The following is a 19469-nucleotide window of genomic DNA, read 5'->3' as shown; positions in this document are numbered from 1 at the left end:
GGCATGCCTTGTTGTTTTTGTATAAGCCAAAAAGCAACAAGCCCTTCGGAAGGAAGGGCTTGCGTTGGGGTGGGCGCAGCGCGCCCCCGGTGGATCAGACGTTGAACAGGAAGTTCAGCACGTCGCCATCCTTGACGATGTATTCCTTGCCTTCGGCGCGCATCTTGCCCGCTTCCTTGGCGCCCGACTCGCCCTTGTAGGTCAGGAAGTCATCATACGAAATGGTCTGCGCGCGAATGAAACCGCGCTCGAAGTCGGTGTGGATCACGCCCGCGGCCTGCGGCGCGGTGGCGCCGATCGGCACGGTCCAGGCGCGCACTTCCTTCACGCCGGCGGTGAAGTAGGTCTGCAGGCCCAGCAGCTTGAATGCGGCGCGGATCAGGCGATCCAGGCCCGGCTCGTCCATGCCCATGTCGTTCAGGAAGTCGACCTTGTCGGCATCGTCCATCTCGGCGATTTCGGACTCGATCGCGGCGCAAATGGCGACGATCGGGGCGTTCTGCTTGTTGGCGAACTCAGTCAGCTGGTCCAGCAGCGGGTTGTTGGTGAAACCGGTGTCCGACACGTTGGCCACGAACATCGCCGGCTTGGCGGTGATCAGGTGCAGCGGATAGATGATCGCCATCTCTTCCTTGTCGAGGCCCATGGTGCGCACCGGCTGGCCTTCGTTCAGGTGCGGCATCAGGCGCTCCAGCAGCGCGACCAGCTTGGCCGCGTCCTTGTCGCCCGAGCGCGCCTTCTTCTGCTCGCGGTGGATGGCTTTCTCGACGGTGCCCATGTCGGCCAGCGCCAGTTCGGTCTGGATGACTTCGATGTCGTCGATCGGGCTGACCTTGCCGGCCACGTGGATCACGTTCGGGTCTTCGAAGCAGCGCACCACGTTGACGATGGCGTCGGTTTCGCGGATGTGCGACAGGAACTGGTTGCCCAGGCCCTCGCCCTTCGACGCGCCGGCCACCAGGCCCGCGATGTCGACGAATTCGACGATGGCCTTGACCACGCGCTCCGGCTTGACGATGGCGGAGAGCGCGTCGATGCGCGGATCCGGCACCTCGACCACGCCCACGTTCGGCTCGATGGTGCAGAACGGGTAGTTTTCAGCCGGGATGCCGGCCTTGGTCAGTGCGTTGAACAGGGTGGATTTGCCAACGTTGGGCAGGCCGACGATGCCGCATTTGAGGGTCATGGGAACTCTTTCTGATTCGGTAAACGCGAGCGATCGGTAAACCGCTCCAAACCGTGCATTGTAACCCGGACAGGGCCGGCTGCCGCAAAATACGGCGCTTTCCGTGCCCGCTGCAACGGTCGGGTTTCTACTGTGACAATCTAGATCGGCTTGATGCGGCCCAGGTCCGGCCGCAGCGCGAATTCGGCCAGCTCGTCGCGCAATCGCTCCCCTTCCCCGATCGCCCGCTTCCAGGTGCGCACGCGCTCATCGTGATTCAAACCGTAGAACTTGAAGTCGGCCCGGTCCGGCAGTTTCCCGCGCGGCAGCGTGCGCAGGAATTCATCGGATGGCGCCACCAGCAGCACGTTGTCGAGCCAGCCGCGATTGGCGCCGCGCGCCGCCCTCCTCCACGGGAATCCCTTATCCAGCCAGCCCGGCACGATGTGCTCGGTGAAATGCGGGTACAGCACCAGCTCGCCCCTGGCCCGCGAATACGGCAGCGCCAGGTGATAGTCGATGATGCCGCCGTCCCAGTAACTGCCGGCGGGCGCCTCGGCGATGCCGGTCACCGCCTTCATGAGCAGGGGCAGCGTGCCCGAAGCCAGCAATCCGGGCGCAAGGTTGTCGCGCGTGAGCGTCGAGAAATGCGTATTGAAACTGTCGAAGCGCTCGCGCAGCCATGGCGCCTGGCTGCGCGCATGGCCAATCACGACCCGCTCCATCAGGCGCCCGAGCCAGGCGCGCGAGCCGGCGTTGTGCAGCGCCGCCGACAGGAAGCCGCGCATCTCTGCGTAGCGGTGCGCGGGCGACGCCAGCGAACGCAGTCCGCGCACGGTCAGGAGGTGCAGCCGGTAATGCTCGTGGTTGACGATGTCGTCTTCATGCCCGCGCACCAGTTCGCCCAGCAAGGCTTGCACGACCGCGTCGATGTCCTGCGGCGTAGGTTTCAAGCTCGTGTAGCGCTGGCCCGCATACAGCTCGCCCAGCAGGGCGAGGGCCTTGACCGGATCCTTCTGGCAGGCGGCGGCCATGCGCCAGGCGCCGATCGAAGCGCCGATCAGCGTGCGTTCGCGCGGGGCCGAAGGGAACCATTCGCCGAACATCCATTGGTCCAGCGACTGGAAGATCAGCCCCTTCGGGCCGCCCGCCGCGGCCGGCACGATGGCCACGTCCCGGGCCCGCAAGCCGTGTTCCGCAATCTGGGCCATGGCCACTGGCCCGGCATGAAAAGTGAGCGACTTCATGCCGGAATTATCGCAGGAAGCATGCCCTTGCGCCCGATCAATCCTGCCACCGTACCGCTGCGTAACATGGGCCGGTCGCGTGTCCGGAGAGTGTCATGCATCTGCGCTTCGTCGTCATGCTGTGTCTGCTTCTGTGTCCATTGCTGTGCCTGCCTGCGTCGGCCAGCGCGCTCGAGGCCGACAGCGGCACCGACCGCTCGGTGGTGGTGGACCGCCACGTCCAGCATTTCGTGGTCGAGACGGGCGGCGGCTACACGCTCACGGTCGAGCAGGCCAAGACCATCGTCAACCGCGCGGCGCTGCACGAACACGCCCAGTTCTATATCGGCTACAACCAGTCGCTCGACGAAGTCGTCTCCGTCGAGGCGCATACTCAGAAGGCCGACGGCCGGCGCCTGGCGGTGCAGCCGCACCAGATCCGCGACCAGCAAGAAGCCGCCTCGCTCGACGCCCCGATGTTCCAGGACACGCGGCTCAAGATCGTCGTCTTCCCCGATGTCGAAGCGGGCGACAGGGTCGCGGTGCGCTACGTCGTGCGGCGCCATACGCCGCTGTTTCCCGGCCACTTCGAAGACCTGACCTCGGCGCGCTTCCAGCGCCAGCGCGACTTCCGCCTGGTCTACGACATGCCGGCCTCGATGCCCCTGCACGCCGATGCGGTCGGCTTCGAGGCGAGCGCCGCCACGAATATGCCTGCGCCCGCGCCCGGCAAGCGCCGCTATGCCTGGCGCTACGTCGACGGCGACAATGCGCGGCTGGAGGCCGATTCCGTCAGCTATCTCGACTACGGCAAGCGGCTCGCGGTCTCGACCTTCGCCGACTACACCGCCTTTGCGCGCGCCTACCAGGAGCGCGCCGCCGGCAAGGCGCTGCCCGACGACACGGTGGCGGCGCTGGCGGCCAGCATCACGGGCGCCATCCTCGACCGCCGCGCCCGCGCGATCGCCCTCTCCGACTGGGTGCGCAAGAACGTGCGCTACGTCGGCGTCTATCTCGGCCCCGGCGGCGTGGTGCCGCATGCGGCATCGAGCGTGCTGGCCAACCGCTACGGCGACTGCAAGGACCACGCGACCCTGCTCGAGGCGCTGCTGGCCAGCTCCGGCATCGACAGCACGGTGGCGCTGGTCAATAACGGCGACGCCTATCGCCTGCCCGGCGTGCCGACGCTCGGCGTGCTCAATCATGCGATCGTCTACATCCCTTCGCTGCAGCTGTATCTCGACCCGACCGCCGAATCGGTGGCGGGCGGCTTCCTGCCCGCCGCGCTGCTCGGCAAGCCGGCGGTGCTGGCGCGCTCGGGAGAGTTCGCGATGATCCCGTTCTTCCAGCAGGCGCGCAGCCGTACGTTTACCCAGTTCGACATCCAGCCCGACGGCGGCAGCCGCTTCAAGGTCACGCGCACCAGCAGCGGCGCCCAGGCCGAGCCCTACCGGCGCGTGGTGCGCGCCACGCCGGCGGCCGAGCGCGACCGCTTCGTCGAACGCATGCTGCAAGGGCTGGGGCAACAGGGCGGCGGCGTGCTGGAGCCGGGCGACACCGAAGGCGTGGCCGACGACTATACCCTGTCGCTGCGCGGCGCCAGCAGCGGCTTCACGCAACTGCCGGGGCCGACAGGGCTGGCCACCACGTACAACTTCTGGGGAGGATTGGGCGACGCCGTGTTCGCGTTCACGCAGGAACCCGAGCGGCGCCAGGAGTTCGTCTGCCCGGCGATCGATGCCGAGGATGAACTACGCTTCCACTTGCCGAAGCGCGCGCAGGTGCTGGCCCTGCCGCGCGCCGTCAAGGTGATCGATGCCAACTTCGCCTACCGCTCGCACTACCAGCGGCGCGGCGCGCTGGTGACGGTCAAGCGCCAGCTCAAGTTCAGGCACACGGCGGCCACCTGCTCGCCCGACGACTACCGGCGCATGCGGCCGGCGCTCGAGCGCATGCTGCGCGACCTGCGCTCGCAGGTCGTGGTGCGGGGAGGATGAGCTAAAGAAGCGAAGAGCGCGGCGTCAGGCCGTATGCAGCTGCATCGTCGCCACGTCGAGCTTGCCTTCGCAGGCGAGCGGGATGATGCGCAGGCTCTTGTCGATCGATTCCTCGATCAGGCTTTGTTCTTCTTTGCGCGGGCGATGCAGCACGAAGTCGGCCACGCCCTGTTGCAGGTTGAGGCTGCGCGGGTGGCCGATGCCGAGGCGCAGGCGCCAGTATTCCTGGGTGCCGAGGGCCGCGGTGATGTCTTTCAGGCCATTGTGGCCGCCCGAGGAGCCGCCTTTCTTGAGCTTGGCGACGCCGGGCATCAGGTCCAGCTCGTCGTGCACGACCAGGACTTCGTCCGGATTGATTTTATAGAAGCGCGCCAGCGCGCCGACCGACTGGCCCGAACGGTTCATGAAGGTCTGCGGCTCGAGCAGCCAGACGTCGTTGCCCGAGATCGAGGTCTTGGCCACCAGGGCGTTGAAGCGCGATTCGCGCTGCAGGCGGCAACCCGGCAGGCTGTTGGCCAGGTTGTCGACCAGCCAGAAGCCGGCATTGTGGCGGGTTTGTTCGTATTCCGGGCCAGGGTTGCCGAGGCCGACGATCAGACGGATGGACATGCGTGGTGTTCTTTGGAGAAAACGCGATTATCGCTCAAACGGGCCGTCCGGCGTACACAACGATGCTCGATGTGGGCCGCGGCGATGGCGGAAAACAAAAAACCCGCCGGGCAAGCCGCGGCGGGTTTTTATCGATGCGCCGCCGAAGCGGCGCGATCAGCCGATATTACTCAGCAGCGGTTTCAGCAGTCGCTGCGCCGCGTGGGATCGAGGTGGTGACGATGGTCAGGTTCTGGCCGTGGGTCAGCGCGGTCACGCCTTCTGGCAGGACCAGGTCGCCGGTGTGGATCGACTGGCCGGCTTCCAGCTTCGACAGGTCGACTTCGATGAACTCTGGCAGTTGGCCTGGCAGGCAGGACACTTCGACTTCGTTCAGCACGTGCGACACGATGGCGCCGCTCAGCTTGACTGCTGGCGAGATCTCGGCGTTCACGAAGTGCAGGGTGACCTTGGTGTGGATCGGCTTCGAGGTGTCGACGCGCTGGAAGTCAGCGTGCAGGACCAGTTGCTTGTATGCGTGCATCTGGAAGTCACGCAGCAGCACTTGCTGGGTTTTGCCGTCGATTTCCAGGTCCAGCACGGAACCGTGGAATGCTTCTTTCTTGAGCGCGTGGTACAACGCGTTGCCGTCCAGGGCGATCAGCGCCGGGGCTTCGGTGCCACCGTAGATGATGCCTGGGGTCTGGCCAGCGTTGCGCAGGCGGCGGCTCGCTCCGGTCCCCTGCTGAGTGCGGTTGAATGCGACTACTTTCATGTGAAACTCCAAAAATAAATCGGGCCCGAATGTCGGGAAAAAAGTTTCCCGGCCCGGTTGCCCAAGTGGCGACCATCCCCGCGACCAGGGACGGTCAAGAACGAGCGCCAATATTGCGCGCTCAAGAAATCCTGGATGCTACAACGGCGCGCCGGCTGTTGAGCCAGGCGCGCCGCGCAATACGACGTCGAAACTGCTTAGTCGACGAACAGCGAAATGACCGAGTCGCCCTTGACGATCCGCTTGAAGGTCTCGGCCAGCAGCGGTGCGCAGGTCAGCTGGCGGATCTTGCCGCAAGCGGCGCCGGCTGGGCTCAGCGGGATGGTGTCGGTGACGACCAGTTCATCCAGCGGCGAGCTCGCGATGCGATCGATCGCCGGGCCGGACAGGACCGGGTGCGTGCAATATGCAACGACTTTCTTGGCGCCGCGCTCCTTGAGCACTTCGGCGGCCTTGCACAGGGTGCCTGCGGTGTCGACCATGTCATCCATGATCACGCAGTTGCGGCCTTCGACTTCGCCGATGATGTTCATCACTTCCGACACGTTCGCCTTCGGGCGACGTTTGTCGATGATCGCCAGGTCGCAGCCCAGGCGCTTGGCCAGGGCGCGTGCGCGCACCACGCCGCCGACGTCGGGCGACACGACCAGCAGGTCGTCGTAGTTACGCTTCTGCAGGTCGCCCAGCAGGATCGGCGATGCGTAGATATTGTCGACCGGGATGTCGAAGAAACCCTGAATCTGGTCGGCGTGCAGGTCCATGATCAGGACGCGCTCGACGCCGGCTTCTTCCAGCATGTTCGCGACGACCTTGGCCGAGATCGCGACACGCGCCGAACGCGGACGGCGGTCCTGGCGGGCATAGCCGAAGTAAGGAATGGCAGCGGTGATGCGGCCGGCCGAAGCGCGCTTGAGGGCGTCGACCATCAGCATGATTTCCATCAGGCTGTCGTTGGTCGGGGCGCAGGTCGATTGCAGGACGAAGACGTCCTTGCCACGCACGTTCTCGTTGATCTCGACCATGACTTCGCCATCGGAGAACTTGGAGACGACTGCTTTACCGAGAGGAATGCCGAGGCTTTTTGCGACCCCCTCTGCTAGTGCCGGATTGGCATTGCCGGTAAAAACCATCAGGTTTTCGTAAGCCATGGGGAGTCCTAAAGGGTAAAAAGCGTTTGTACGGTAGAAAAACAATCAGCCGGATATACCGGCTGATTAGCATGCTGATGTGGCGCTCGGCACCGCATCGCGATTTTCTTGCTGGACGCACACGCATCGACAGAACAAGAAAACTTTGGCAGGGGAACAAGGATTCGAACCTTGGTATGCCGGAATCAAAATCCGGTGCCTTAACCAGCTTGGCGATTCCCCTACACGATCTTTACTACTTGCCGCCAGCATCTTAACTTGCTACTCAACGCTGCGACAGGCAGTATTTTATTCTATAACTCCCTGATTTTGCAAGAGCGATTTCATCAGCGGGTGTGTCTGCAGCGACTTCGCTTTCCATGCCGTCCACTTACCCGGCACTTGCGCCAACACCTGGTCGGCAGCGTCTTCGCTGGAGAACGCGCAAAACACGCACGCCCCTGAGCCAGTCATCCTGGCATCGCCATGGCTGCTCAACCATTCAACCGCCTCTGCTACCGGCGGGAACAGGCGCATCGCCACGTCCTGCAAATCATTTTTCCCAAAACCAACCGTACTGCATGAATCGGTGTAGCTGGAAAAGTCCGCTATTCTGACGGGCTTTGAATCTCTTGTCAAATCTGGCGCAGAAAAAATTGCGGGCGTCGGCACCGCGACACCCGGCTCGATCACCACATACCAGCAATCCGGCCCCGGCACCGCCTGCAAGGACTCCCCCACGCCCTCCGCGAACGCGGTTTCGCCGAACAGGAAGAACGGGATGTCGGCGCCCAGCGGCAAGCCCAGCGCCATCAATTCTTCGCGGCCCAGCCCGGCGCCCCACAACGCATTGGCCGCCATCAAGGCGGTGGCCGCATCCGACGAGCCGCCGCCCAGCCCGCCGCCCATGGGCAAGACCTTGTCCACCCTGACGGAGATGCCTGGCGGCAGCCGGCCATGGCGGCGCGCAAACTCGGCCTGCAACAGGCGCAGCGCGCGCACGACCAGGTCCTGGTCTTCGGGCACGCCCGGAACGTCGTTGGTGCGGCGAATCTGCTCGTCGTCGCGCAAGTCGAAATGCAGCCGGTCGGCGCGGTCGATCAGTTGGAACACGCTTTGCAGCAGGTGGTAGCCGTCGGCGCGGCGGCCGGTGACGTGCAGGAACAGGTTGAGCTTGGCCGGCGCCGGGCAATCGTACAACGAACGCATGGATCAGGCCGAAGGCAGGATGACGATGCGGATCGCGAGGTCCGTGATGTCGCCCGAGGCGGCGCGCTCGGCCTGGATGAGGCGCGGCGCCGGCTGGGCCGCGGCAGCGTCTTGCCATTCCACGAAGCGCAGGCGCCAGCCATCCCTGGTCGTGACGGTGTTATTGGCCGGCGAGGCGCGGAAACGCTGACCCTGCGCGTCCAGCGCATAGCCCTGCAGCCAGTCGCGCAGGCCGGATACCGGCAGCGGCCAGCCCAGCGTCTCCTGGGTCAGGCTGTCGATGTCGCCCGCCGTGCGCTCCTGGCCGCCCTGGACCAGGGTCGCGGCATTCGGCGTGACATTGATCGTGGCTACGGTCTGGCCCAGCGGAGAGATCAGGGCGACGTCGATCGCCTCGGGACGCTGCTCCCAGTTGAAGTTGCCGGTGATCGACTCTTGCCTGCCATCCTTCTGGTAATTGACCGACAGCTTGCCCGACAGGTCGATGGTGTCGCGGTAGTCGCCGACCGTGGCGGTGGACAGGTTGGCGGTGCCGGTGGCGCAGCCGGCAAGCGCGGCAGCGAATGAGCACGCGGCGGCGAGCAGGGTAAGACGTCGGGTCAGTGGCATAGGAACGATCGGGAAATGGACAAACGCAGCGGACCGCGCAATGCGGTCCGCCGCAAGACTGGATTATTTCACAAGGCGGGCCGCAACCGCGCCAGCGTGGTGCGCAGCGTATCGTTCTGCGGATCCTTGGCGCGCGCCTCGCGCCACAGCTTCTCGGCCGCCGATTTATCGCCCTTCTGCCACAGCACCTCGCCCAGGTGAACGGCGATCTCGGGGTCCTTGCGCAAATCGTAGGCGCGGCGCAGGAATTTCTCGGCTTCCGCCAGATTACCCATCCGATAATGAATCCAGCCCATGCTGTCCATGATGAAGGGGTCGTCCGGCGCCATGTCGAGCGCCTTGGCGATCAGGCCGTAGGCTTCCTGCAGGCGCACATTGCGCTCGGCCAGCGAATAGCCGAGGGCGTTGTAGGCATGGTGATTGTCCGGCGCCTGCGCCATCACTTCACGCAATTGCGCTTCCATCACGTCGACCTTGCCCAGCTTTTCGGCCAGCAGCGCGAAGTCGTACAGCAGGTCGGGATTCTTCGGGAAGCGCTTGGTGGCCGCTTCCATCACCGCATAGGCTTCCTGCAGCTGGTTGGCTTCGCGCAGCAGTTGCGCCTCGGCCGCCATGAGCTGGGCCTGGCGCGCCGGATCGTCGGTCTTGATCTCGGCCAGCAGGCGCCGCGCGCTGTTCACGTCGCCGCCCTTCCCGACCAGGTGGACGCGGCGCAACTGGGTGTTGAAGCGGGTTTGCGGATCCGTGCCTTCAGGCACCTTGTCCAGCCATTGCAGGGCGCCGACCAGGTCATTGCGCTCTTCCGCCAGTTGCGACAGGATCAATAGTGCGCGCGAAGGATCGCGTTCGTCGTCTGGATTGCGCCCCAGCACTTCCACGAAGCGCGTGAAATATTGTTCGGCGCCGAGGGCATCGTTCATCTGCGTGGCCAGGATGCCCAGCGCATACAGATGGGCGACGTTGTCGGGCTGGGCCTTGACCAGCAGCTCGAACTCGCGCCGCGCAGCCGGATAATCCTTGCGGTTGACCAGCACCCGCGCATAGGCGGCGCGCACGTCGCTGGCCTTCGGATAGCTCTTGAGGAATTTCTGCATCAAGGCCACCACTTGCGCCTCGTTCTCGGTCACCTGCGCCAGCATCAGGAGGGCGATCTCGGCGTCGGGCTTGATCGCCAGGGCCGCCTGGGCTTCGCTGCTGGCCAGCGCCTTGTCGCCCTTCACCAGCGCGATTTGGGCGCGCACGACGCGCGCTTCCATCGTGTTGTCGTAGGGCGCGATCAGGCGCTCGAGCATGGCGATCGCCGCTTCCTTGTCCTTCGCACGGCCCAGCAATTGCTGGACCTGGAACAGCAGCACGCCGCGCCGGGCCGGGGTCGCCTCGCGCAGTCGCTGCTCGAAGATCGGTTCGAGTTCGGCGATCTTGTCGGACGTGACCGCCATGCCGACGAAATACTGGGTCGCTTCGTCGGATTCCGGGTCGAGCTGGTACCACAGGCGCACCGCGGCCAGGGTGTCGTCGGCCTGCTTGGCGGCCACCGCCATCTCGGCCGCGCGGCGCGCCAGGCGCGGATCGCCGGTGCGCTGGGCCAGGTTGTAGACGGTCAGATAAGGCCCCTGCCAGTCGCCGTTGCGAAACGCGAATTCCGCCTTCATCAACTGCTCGAGCATCACGGGCGTGAGCTCGACCTTGGGCAGGCGCGCTTCTTCCTCGGCCTTTTTCTTGGCCGCCAGCTCTTCCTCATCCAGCTCGGCTTCTTGCGGTGCGGATTGCTGCTGACCGGACCCGGCCTGCTCGCCGGCGGCGAGCGACTGCTGTTGCGGCGAGACAGCACAACCCGAGAGCAGGCCTGCAAGCAGCCCGGAGACGGTTACAATGGCGAAAGCGTTTTTCAAAGCAAGTCCAAAATCCGAGTTGATGTTTTGATTTGATTCTACGCTCATGCGCAGGCGCCTGCCGCGCATGAGCTGCGCCAGGATTCCTGGCGCCAGCCCGGCCCGCAGGCTGCCCAGCCGCGACGGCAACCCGACTTTACACGATTCGTCTCCCCCATGCCTGAACTGCCAGAAGTAGAAGTCACCCGGCGCGGTGTCGCGCCCCATATCGAAGGCCGCGTCGTCGAGCAGGTCATCTGCCGCCGCGACGGCCTGCGCTGGCCCTTCCCGCCCGGCCTGTCCGGGCTGCTGGCGGGCCGCCGCATCCTGGGCACCGGCCGGCGCGGCAAATACCTGTTGATTCATTTCGAGCACGGCGCCCTGATCATCCACCTGGGCATGTCCGGCCACCTGCGCGTGCTGCCGCCGGGCATCGAACCGCGCAAGCACGACCATGTCGACCTCGTCGTCAATGGCCCGGAAGGGCTGCAAGTGCTGCGCCTGCACGATCCGCGCCGCTTCGGCGCCGTGCTGTGGCATGCGAGCGAGGACGGCGCGCTGGAGGAGCACATCCTGCTGCGCGGCCTGGGCGTGGAACCGCTCGGCGAGCATTTCGATGGCGCCCTGCTGCATCGGGAAACGCGGCGCCGCAGCGCGCCGATCAAGCAGGTGCTGCTGGCCGGCGACATCGTGGTGGGCGTCGGCAATATCTACGCTTGCGAAAGCCTGTTCCGGGCCGGCATCAGCCCCAAGACACCGGCTTCGCGCATCAGCCGCGCGCGCTACGACCGGCTGGCCGAGGCGATCCGCGACATCCTGGCCGCCGCCATCGTCCAGGGCGGCAGTACCCTGCGTGACTTTATTGCGGTAAATGGGCAGTCAGGATATTTCCAGCAGACATATTTCGTCTATGATCGTGCTGGTGTGCCCTGCCGCCAGTGCGAGGCGCCGGTCCGCCAGATCAAGCAGGGCCAGCGCTCGACGTTTTATTGCGCGCAGTGCCAGCGCTAGGGATATAACGGGCTACGAGCTGAACGATGCAGGATCTACAACAGTATGGAGCGTGGCGGGCCAGCGTTGCCGCCAGCCTCGAGGGTTACGGCACTGCCCTGCGCGAAGCCGGACTGATCAACGCCGCCGGCGAGCAAGTGCTGGCGCGCGCCCTCGGACGCCTGCGCGACGACCGGCTGTCGGTCGCCTTCGTGGCCGAGTTCTCGCGCGGCAAAACCGAACTGATCAACGCCCTGTTCTTCGCCGATTACGGCCAGCGCATCCTGCCGTCCAGCGCCGGCCGCACCACCATGTGCCCGACCGAACTGCTGTGGGATGCCCAGCTGCCGCCCTGCATCCGCCTGCTGCCGATCGAGACCCGCGCCGGCCAGCTGTCCCTGGGTGACTACCGCGACGATCCCGGCGCCTGGACCGTGTTGCCGCTCGACCTCGACGATCCGGGCGCGATGCACGAGACGCTGCGCCAGGTCAGCCAGACGCGCCGCGTACCGGTGAAAGAGGCCGAACGCTACGGCCTGTTCGACCCGCAGGATCCCGACCTGGCCGACAACGTCGTTGCGGACGACAGCATCGACATCCCGCGCTGGCGCCACGCCATCATCAACCTGCCGCATCCGCTGCTCAAGCAGGGCCTGGTGATCCTCGACACCCCGGGCCTGAACGCGATCGGCACCGAGCCGGAACTGACGCTGAACCTGATCCCGAACGCGCACGCGGTGCTGTTCGTGCTGGCCGCCGACACCGGCGTGACGCGCAGCGACATCGAGGTCTGGCGCACCCATATCGGCGCCGGGCCGGGCCGGCTGGCGGTGCTGAACAAGATCGACGCCATGTGGGACGAGCTCACGAGTCCGAGCTCTGTCGACGCCGAGATCGCGCGCCAGCAGCACGACGTCGCGCGCCTGCTCGGGCTGGACGCCGGCCAGGTGTATCCGGTCTCGGCCCACAAGGCGCTGGTCGGACGCATCGGCGGCGACATGGACCTGTTCGAGCGCAGCCGCCTGGGGGAGCTCGAATCGGCGCTGTTCCACCACCTGATCCCGGCGCGGCGCTCGATCAATGCGCGCCAGCTGCGCGCCGACCTCGAACTGCTGGCCGCCGGCCAGCAGCTGCTGGTGGCGGCGCGCCTGCGCGAACTGGTCGAGCAGTTGCAGGAACTGCGCAGCCTGCGCGGCAAGAACCAGGGCATGATCGCCCACATGGTGCGCCGGGTGGAGGCCGAAAAGAAGGAATTCGACGCCGGCCTGTTCAAGCTGCAGGGCACGCGCGCCGTGTTCACGCGCCTGTCGACCGAGCTGTACACCCTGGTCGGCATGGATGGCCTGCAGGACCGGACCGAAACGGTGCGCGCCGCGATGTCGGCGGCGCGCTTCGCCACCGGCATGCGCGCGCCGGTGCGCAACTACTTCGCCGGCGCGCGCGCCGGCCTGCTCGACGCCTGCGCCAAGGTCGACGAGATCAAGTCCATGATGGACGCCATGCACCGCCGCTTCGCGGCCGAACACGGCCTGTCGCTGGCGCTGCCGCAAGCGTTATCGTTGACGCGCCACGTCGACGAGATCGACGCCATCGAAACGCTGTTCGAGCGCCAGTTCGGCACCGCGACCCTGTTGATGACCAGCCGCGCCACGCTGCTCGAGCGCTTCTTCGATTCGATCGCCTCGCGCGTGCGGCGCGTCTACCGCGCCGCCAACGCCGACGTCGAAGCCTGGCTGAAGGTCGCCAACGCGCCGCTGGAAGCGCAGATCCGCCAGCACCGCGACAGCCTGCGCCAGCGCCAGGCCACGGTCCAGCGCATCCATGACGCCAGCGACAGCCTGGAACAGAAGATCGGCGCCTTCGAGCACGGCCAGGCCGAGCTCGAATCCACGCGCCAGCGCCTGGCCGCCATCGCGGCCGGCGTCACCACCACATTAGAGGCCTAGCGCCTTCACAAGACACCGCATGAAACGCCTCACCGAGTTCGACCAGCTGGCCGATCCGACCTTCTCGAAGGCCGTGATCGCCTGGCAGCGCAGCCATGGCCGCCACACCCTGCCCTGGCAAAACACCCAGGATGCTTACCGCGTCTGGCTGTCCGAGATCATGCTGCAGCAGACGCAAGTGGCCGCGGTGCTGGGCTATTACGCGCGCTTCCTGGAACGCTTCCCGACCGTCCACGCGCTGGCCGAAGCCCCACTTGACGACGTGATGGCCCACTGGAGCGGCCTCGGTTACTACACCCGCGCGCGCAACCTGCACGCCTGCGCCAAGCGCGTGGTGCGGGACTACGACGGCGTGTTCCCGAGCGACCCGGCGCTGCTGGCCGACCTGCCCGGCATCGGCCGCTCGACGGCGGCGGCGATCGCGGCCTTTTCCAGCGGCGTGCGCGCCGCCATCCTGGACGGCAACGTCAAGCGCGTGTTCGCGCGCGTGTTCGGGATCGACGCCTATCCGGGCCTCAAGCCAATCGAGGATGCGCTGTGGCGGCGCGCCGACGCCCTGCTGCCCGAGGTGGCCGGCAACCCGGGCGCCATCGAAGCCTACACCCAGGGCCTGATGGACCTGGGCGCCACCCTGTGCACCCGTTCGCGGCCCGACTGCGGCCGCTGCCCGCTGCAGGCGCGCTGCGTGGCCTTCGCCACCGGCCGCACCGCCGACCTGCCGGTGCGCAAACCGAAGAAGGCGACGCCGGAAAAGCGCACCGCGCTGCTGGTCGTGATCGATGGCGGCGAAGTGCTGCTGGAACAGCGTCCGCAAACCGGCATCTGGGGCGGCCTGCTGTCGCTGCCGGAGGTGGGCGGGCATGTGCCGATGGACGAGGACGAGCCGCCGGTCTGTACGGCCGACGTCGCAGCTGCGGCAAGCGCCTTCGGCACGCTCGACGAAGTGCGGCCACTGAGCCCGCTGGTGCACGTCTTCACCCACTACAAGCTGCACATCGCGCCGTTCGCGGTGACGCTGACGGCGCGCGCTGCGCTGGCGCCAGGCCACGTCTGGTGGAAGCTGGATGTGGTCAGGGAAGCGCCGCTGCCGGCGCCGGTCAAGAAGCTGTTGCTGGACCTGGCGACGCCAAGTCTGTTCAGCTGAAATTTTCAATTTTTATCCATTTTCACGTAACGTGAAAATTAAAAATTATTGAAAATCCTCGCTATCTTGCATAGAATGGTTTCATTCACAGCCTGTGGAAACGAGGAAGAGTGAATGAATGATCGTGCAATTACCTATAATCCTGCCGAGGCCCAAGAAGGGCTGATCCTGGCTGCGTTCGATGCGCTCAAGGAAAAGGTCGATGTCGAAGGACACATGGCCAAGCTTGAGGCGGTCCCATCAGCCGGGTACCGGCCAGACGCAACGATCGATCTTGTGCATGAGAACGGCTCCGCCCGTTACGCAGTCGAGTGCAAGCTCCTGATCGACCGCAAAGCACACATCGACCATGTCAGGCGCCAATTGCAAACGACTGGCCATCCAGGCCTGTTGATCGCACCGTACATTACTAGAGAACTGGCCGAATACTGTCGTGTCACGGGACTGCAGTTCATCGACACGAACGGCAACGCCTATTTGCAAGCGCCCGGCCTTTTCGTTCTCGTCACCGGCGAAAAAAAGGAGCGCAACCAACTGCTTTTACCGGCCGCAAAAGGACTCACGAATGCCGCAGCCCTGCGCATGGGATTTGTCCTGCTTGCCAAGCCAGACGCTGTTCATTTGCCCTACAAGGAGCTTGCAAACCATGCCGGCGTTTCGCTGGGAACAGCCTATAACGTACTGAACGATCTGGAGCGCCGCGGTTACCTCATCAATAAAGGGAATTCCGAGCGCAGAAGATTGCTGGAACCGGAACGCCTGATCGATGAGTGGGCAGTCAACTATCCCACTACCCTGCGTGCAAAACTGAAGAGCCGGCGTTTCAGCGCTACCGAACCGTCCTGGTGGCAAAAGGCCGAGTTGGAGGGATTCGACGCCGTATGGGGATCGGAAGTCGCCGCAGCCAGATTGACCGGGCACCTCAAGCCGGCCACGCAAACCCTGTACGTCTGCCCGGACGATATGGAAGGCATGATCAGGAAACTGAGCAAGCAGTATCGCATCAGGCCAGACAACAATGGGGACATCGAGATACTGGAGAAATTCTGGCGCTGGAAACCAACGACAGCGCGCGATACTGCGCCGCCTTTGCTGGTGTACTCAGAGCTGCTCGCGTTGCTGGACCCACGCACACAAGAGACCGCGGGCATGATCAAGGAGAGGTTCATTGACACCTCGTTCAATCAGGGCTGACCGGCCCATCGATGATGTCACGATCGACATCCTTCGCGCCGTGGCAGAAGAAGCGCAGGCCGAACAAGTCGATTATATGCTTGTAGGCGCGACGGCACGCGATATCCTGCTCACCCATGTATTCGGACTTGCCGCCAGGCGTGCGACATACGACGTGGATTTCACCATCGCCGTCAAGGACTGGGATCAGTTCGATGCGCTCAGGGCAAGGCTCATTGCGCGCGGGACCTTCATTCCTGGTGGGCAGGCACGACAGCGCCTTTACTACAAGGGCGATCAAGGTGATCTCAACTACCATCTGGACCTTGTGCCATTCGGACAAATAACCCAAGGAAGCGACGAACTGGCCTGGCCGCCCGACATGAAGGTCATCATGAACCTGGCCGGTTATGACGACGTTCTGGCTGCTGCGGAACGCGTGACATTCCTGCCCGGCTTCGACGGCAAGGTCGTCTCTCTTGCGGGACTTGCCATACTCAAGCTGGTCGCATGGTCGGATCGAGGACTGGAAAACCCGAAGGATGCTCACGATCTCATCCACCTCATGGACAGTTATGCCGCCGCCGGCAATATCGATCGTGTGTACGAAGAGGATGGTGTCATCGAAGCCGGCGACTACGATCCAGACCTGGCAGGCGTCTATTTGCTAGGCAAGGATATCCGACGCGTCGCAAGTGAACAAACTATCGCTGTGCTGACACAGATCGTCGAGCGTGACTTCAACCGGCTATCCAACGAAATGACCAAGGCAATGCGCCATCTCGACGATGCAGAGCCACGGATTCAGACGCGCCTGCGCCTTCTGCTGCAGGCCATCGCTTGATCCACGCCACTGGGTGCGGTCGGTGCCGCCTCCATTCAGAAATGATCGAGCGAGAAAATCCGCCGATGTTCGCGGATCGCATAACGATCCGTCATGCCGGCGATATAGTCGGCGATCTTGCGCGCCTGCCTGATCGGGTCGCCCTCGACCTGGTAGTCGTTCGGCAGCAGCACCGGATCGTCCAGGAAGGCCTGGAACAGCTCGCGCACGATGCGGCTCGCCTTGACCCGCATGCGGTTGACCTGGAAGTGGCGGTACAGGTTGGCGTACAGGAAGCGCTTGAGGGCCGTGGTCTCGGCGCGCATGGTGTCCGAGAAGCGGATCAACGGCGGGCCGGCGCGCACGTCGTCGATGGTCCGCGGGTTCGCGTCCAGGATGCGCTGTCGTGAAGTCTCCACGAGGTCGGCCGTCATCGCCGTGATCATCAGGCGGATCGTCTCATACAGCGCGCGCCGTCCCGCCAGGCCAGGGTATTGCTGCTCGACCTGCCTGCGCAGGCGCGCGAACAGCTCCACCTCTTCCATCTGCTTCATGGTCAACAGGCCGGAGCGCAGGCCGTCGTCGATGTCGTGGTTGTTGTACGCGATCTCGTCGGCCAGGTTGGTCAGCTGCGCTTCCAGGCTGGGCTGGCTGCGGTCGATGAAACGCTGGCCCAGCTCGCCCAGCTGGCGCGCATTGTTGAGCGAGCAGTGCTTGAGGATGCCCTCGCGCGTCTCGAACGTGAGGTTCAGGCCGTCGAAGGCGCCGTAGTGCTCTTCGAGGTGGTCGACCACGCGCAGGCTTTGCAGGTTGTGCTCGAAGCCGCCGAAATCCTTCATGCAGTCGTTGAGCACGTCCTGGCCCACGTGGCCGAAGGGCGTGTGGCCCAGGTCGTGCGCCAGCGCGGTGGCTTCGACCAGGTCTTCGTTCAGGCGCAGGCTGCGCGCCAGGGTGCGGCCGATCTGCGCCACTTCGATGCTGTGGGTCAGCCGGGTGCGGAACAGGTCGCCCTCGTGGTTGAGGAAGACCTGGGTCTTGTATTCCAGCCGGCGAAAGGCGGTCGAATGGATGATGCGGTCGCGGTCGCGCTGGTATTCGCTGCGCGAACCCGGGCCCGGCTCGGAGTGGCGCCGTCCGCGCGACTGCGACGAGTGCGCCGCGTAGGGGGCAAGGCCGGCGTCGAAGTCCATCATGCGCCTTTCAGCCGCTGCACGCCGCCAGGGTCGAGCGCAGGATGTCCAGCGGCGCCGTGGTGATCGACGGGCTGCCGAGCGGCTTGAGCAGGATGAAACGGATCTCCCCGCCCTCGTTCTTCTTGTCGACTTCCATCAGCTCGATCCAGCGCGCCTCGCCCAGATCCGGCGCCTCGGCCGGCAGGCCGGCGGCGCGCACCAGGGCGCGCACGCGCTCCACGGCGGCGGGCTCGATCAGGCCCAGGCGCGCCGACATGTCGGCCGCCATCACCATGCCGCAGCCGACCGCCTCGCCATGCAGCCATTCGCCGTAGCCCAGGCCGTTCTCGATCGCGTGGCCGAAGGTATGGCCGAAGTTCAGCACCGCGCGCAGGCCGCCTTCGCGTTCGTCCTTGCGCACCACCTCGGACTTGATCTCGCACGAGCGCGCGATCGCGTGGGCGATGGCTTGCGGCTCGCGGGCCATCAGTTTCCCGATATTGGCCTCGATCCAGTCGAAGAAGGTCGCGTCGAGGATGGCGCCGTGCTTGATCACCTCGGCCAGGCCGGCCGACAGCTCGCGCGGCGGCAGCGTGTCGAGCGTCGCGGTGTCGGCGATGACGGCGCGCGGCTGGTAGAAGGCGCCGATCATGTTCTTGCCCAGCGGGTGGTTGATGCCGGTCTTGCCGCCGACCGAGGAATCGACCTGGGACAGCAGGGTGGTCGGGATCTGCACGAAGGGCACGCCGCGCATATAGCTCGAGGCGGCGAAGCCCGTCAGGTCGCCGATCACGCCGCCGCCCAGCGCCACCAGCGTGGTCTTGCGGTCGCATTTGTTCTGCAGCAGCGCGTCGTAGACGAGGTTGAGCGACTGCCAGTTCTTGTGCTCTTCGCCGTCCGGCAGCACGATCTCGACCACGTCGCGGCCCGCGGCACGCAGGTGGCCGGCCACCTTGTCCAGGTACAGCGGCGCGACGGTGGTGTTGGTGACGATGGCCACCTTGTTGCCGCCGATGTGGCGCGCGAGCAGCGCGGCGTCGTCCAGCAGGCCGGGGCCGATCGCGATCGGATAGCTGCGTTCGCCGAGGTCGACGTTGAGGGTGATGCGGTCCTGTTCGTTCATCGATGTCCTTGCAAGCCGGCGCGCGCGAGCCATTTCCTGCGCCGCCAGCTGGTCCAATATGGTTTGTACCATCGATTGTACGTTAGGACGGCCGGTGTCGATGACCAGGTCCGCAATCTCGCGGTACAGCGGATCGCGCTGGGCCCACAGCTCTTCGAGTTTCGCGCGCGGGTCGGCCGTCTGCAGCAGCGGACGGTTCTTGTCGTGGGCGGTGCGCTGCAGGATGCTGCCGATCGAGGCGCGCAGGTAGATCACGGTGCCGCGCTCGGCCAGCAGGGCGCGGCTGTGCGGATTGAGCACGGCGCCGCCGCCGGTGGCCAGCACCAGGCCCTGCTGGCCGGAGAGGTCGCGGATCACGTCCGCTTCGCGCCGCCGGAAGCAGGCCTCGCCCTCGATCTCGAAGATCCAGGGGATGGTGGCGCCGGTGCGCGCCTCGATCTCGTGGTCGGAATCGACGAAGCGGCGATTGAGCTTGCGTGCAAGCAATCGTCCGATCGTGGTCTTCCCTGCCCCCATCAGGCCAACAAGGAA

Annotated in this window: 16 protein-coding genes and 1 tRNA gene; 6 read left to right on the top strand and 11 right to left on the bottom strand. The window is 65.2% G+C overall.

Annotation, left to right across the window (positions count from 1 at the left end; genetic code table 11):
• Positions 1 to 94: 94 nt before the first annotated feature.
• Together ychF and ABIB42_RS20130 are read right to left on the bottom strand one after the other, a co-directional pair.
• Entirely contained in the window at positions 95 to 1186 is a 1092-nt protein-coding gene (gene ychF / locus ABIB42_RS20135; RefSeq protein WP_005663337.1) for a redox-regulated ATPase YchF, read from the bottom strand.
• Between the two features lie 140 nt (positions 1187 to 1326).
• Positions 1327 to 2376, bottom strand: a complete 1050-nt coding sequence (locus ABIB42_RS20130) for a patatin-like phospholipase family protein (RefSeq protein ID WP_429248889.1) — start codon at positions 2374 to 2376, stop codon at positions 1327 to 1329.
• Positions 2377 to 2507: 131 nt separating this feature from the next.
• Here ABIB42_RS20130 and ABIB42_RS20125 point away from each other — a divergent pair, with 131 nt between their 5' ends.
• Entirely contained in the window at positions 2508 to 4388 is a 1881-nt protein-coding gene (locus ABIB42_RS20125) for a DUF3857 domain-containing transglutaminase family protein (protein ID WP_429248888.1), read from the top strand.
• Between the two features lie 24 nt (positions 4389 to 4412).
• Here the strand turns inward: ABIB42_RS20125 and pth are convergent, their stop codons facing one another.
• From pth to ABIB42_RS20090, 7 genes are all read right to left on the bottom strand, one after another.
• A complete protein-coding gene (gene pth, locus ABIB42_RS20120; RefSeq protein WP_071360692.1) occupies positions 4413 to 4997 on the bottom strand; it encodes an aminoacyl-tRNA hydrolase in 585 nt (194 codons plus the stop codon).
• Between the two features lie 166 nt (positions 4998 to 5163).
• The gene (locus ABIB42_RS20115) at positions 5164 to 5751 is read right to left on the bottom strand and encodes a 50S ribosomal protein L25/general stress protein Ctc (RefSeq protein ID WP_005663341.1); all 588 of its coding nucleotides are present in this window, start codon (positions 5749 to 5751) and stop codon (positions 5164 to 5166) included.
• A 197-nt stretch (positions 5752 to 5948) separates the two neighbouring features.
• Positions 5949 to 6899, bottom strand: coding sequence for a ribose-phosphate pyrophosphokinase (locus ABIB42_RS20110; protein WP_005663342.1), 951 nt, complete (start codon positions 6897 to 6899; stop codon positions 5949 to 5951).
• A gap of 146 nt (positions 6900 to 7045) precedes the next feature.
• A tRNA-Gln gene (locus ABIB42_RS20105) sits at positions 7046 to 7122 on the bottom strand.
• A 65-nt stretch (positions 7123 to 7187) separates the two neighbouring features.
• On the bottom strand, positions 7188 to 8087 hold the full coding sequence (ispE, locus tag ABIB42_RS20100; RefSeq protein WP_312486211.1) for a 4-(cytidine 5'-diphospho)-2-C-methyl-D-erythritol kinase: 900 nt from the start codon (positions 8085 to 8087) through the stop codon (positions 7188 to 7190).
• Between the two features lie 3 nt (positions 8088 to 8090).
• Positions 8091 to 8696 (bottom strand): outer membrane lipoprotein LolB, encoded by a 606-nt coding sequence (locus tag ABIB42_RS20095; RefSeq protein WP_005663344.1) that lies wholly within the window; start codon positions 8694 to 8696, stop codon positions 8091 to 8093.
• A 68-nt stretch (positions 8697 to 8764) separates the two neighbouring features.
• Entirely contained in the window at positions 8765 to 10636 is a 1872-nt protein-coding gene (locus tag ABIB42_RS20090) for a tetratricopeptide repeat protein (RefSeq protein WP_429248887.1), read from the bottom strand.
• A gap of 108 nt (positions 10637 to 10744) precedes the next feature.
• Between ABIB42_RS20090 and mutM the strand changes: the two genes are divergently transcribed.
• The 5 genes from mutM to ABIB42_RS20065 all read left to right on the top strand — a co-directional run bounded on the left by mutM (position 10745) and on the right by ABIB42_RS20065 (position 16664).
• On the top strand, positions 10745 to 11578 hold the full coding sequence (mutM, locus tag ABIB42_RS20085) for a bifunctional DNA-formamidopyrimidine glycosylase/DNA-(apurinic or apyrimidinic site) lyase (RefSeq protein WP_429248886.1): 834 nt from the start codon (positions 10745 to 10747) through the stop codon (positions 11576 to 11578).
• A gap of 26 nt (positions 11579 to 11604) precedes the next feature.
• The gene (locus ABIB42_RS20080; RefSeq protein WP_429248885.1) at positions 11605 to 13503 is read left to right on the top strand and encodes a dynamin family protein; all 1899 of its coding nucleotides are present in this window, start codon (positions 11605 to 11607) and stop codon (positions 13501 to 13503) included.
• Positions 13504 to 13522: 19 nt separating this feature from the next.
• Entirely contained in the window at positions 13523 to 14647 is a 1125-nt protein-coding gene (mutY, locus tag ABIB42_RS20075) for an A/G-specific adenine glycosylase (protein WP_429248884.1), read from the top strand.
• A gap of 114 nt (positions 14648 to 14761) precedes the next feature.
• Positions 14762 to 15841: a type IV toxin-antitoxin system AbiEi family antitoxin gene (locus ABIB42_RS20070; RefSeq protein WP_005663349.1), complete on the top strand. Its 1080-nt coding sequence runs from the start codon at positions 14762 to 14764 to the stop codon at positions 15839 to 15841.
• Complete coding sequence (locus ABIB42_RS20065; protein ID WP_429248883.1) at positions 15816 to 16664, top strand: nucleotidyl transferase AbiEii/AbiGii toxin family protein; 849 nt, start codon at positions 15816 to 15818, stop codon at positions 16662 to 16664. The genes ABIB42_RS20070 and ABIB42_RS20065 overlap by 26 nt, the downstream gene beginning before the upstream one ends.
• A 35-nt stretch (positions 16665 to 16699) precedes the next feature.
• Here ABIB42_RS20065 and ABIB42_RS20060 read toward each other — a convergent pair whose 3' ends face one another.
• The gene (locus ABIB42_RS20060) at positions 16700 to 17833 is read right to left on the bottom strand and encodes a deoxyguanosinetriphosphate triphosphohydrolase (protein WP_005663352.1); all 1134 of its coding nucleotides are present in this window, start codon (positions 17831 to 17833) and stop codon (positions 16700 to 16702) included.
• Between the two features lie 10 nt (positions 17834 to 17843).
• Complete coding sequence (gene aroKB, locus ABIB42_RS20055) at positions 17844 to 19454, bottom strand: bifunctional shikimate kinase/3-dehydroquinate synthase AroKB (RefSeq protein ID WP_221434669.1); 1611 nt, start codon at positions 19452 to 19454, stop codon at positions 17844 to 17846.
• Positions 19455 to 19469 lie beyond the last annotated feature (15 nt).

Source organism: Massilia sp. UYP32 (assembly GCF_050434365.1).
Taxonomy (GTDB): Bacteria; Pseudomonadota; Gammaproteobacteria; order Burkholderiales; family Burkholderiaceae_D; genus Telluria; species Telluria timonae.
This window is presented reverse-complemented; position numbering and strand designations above follow the sequence as displayed.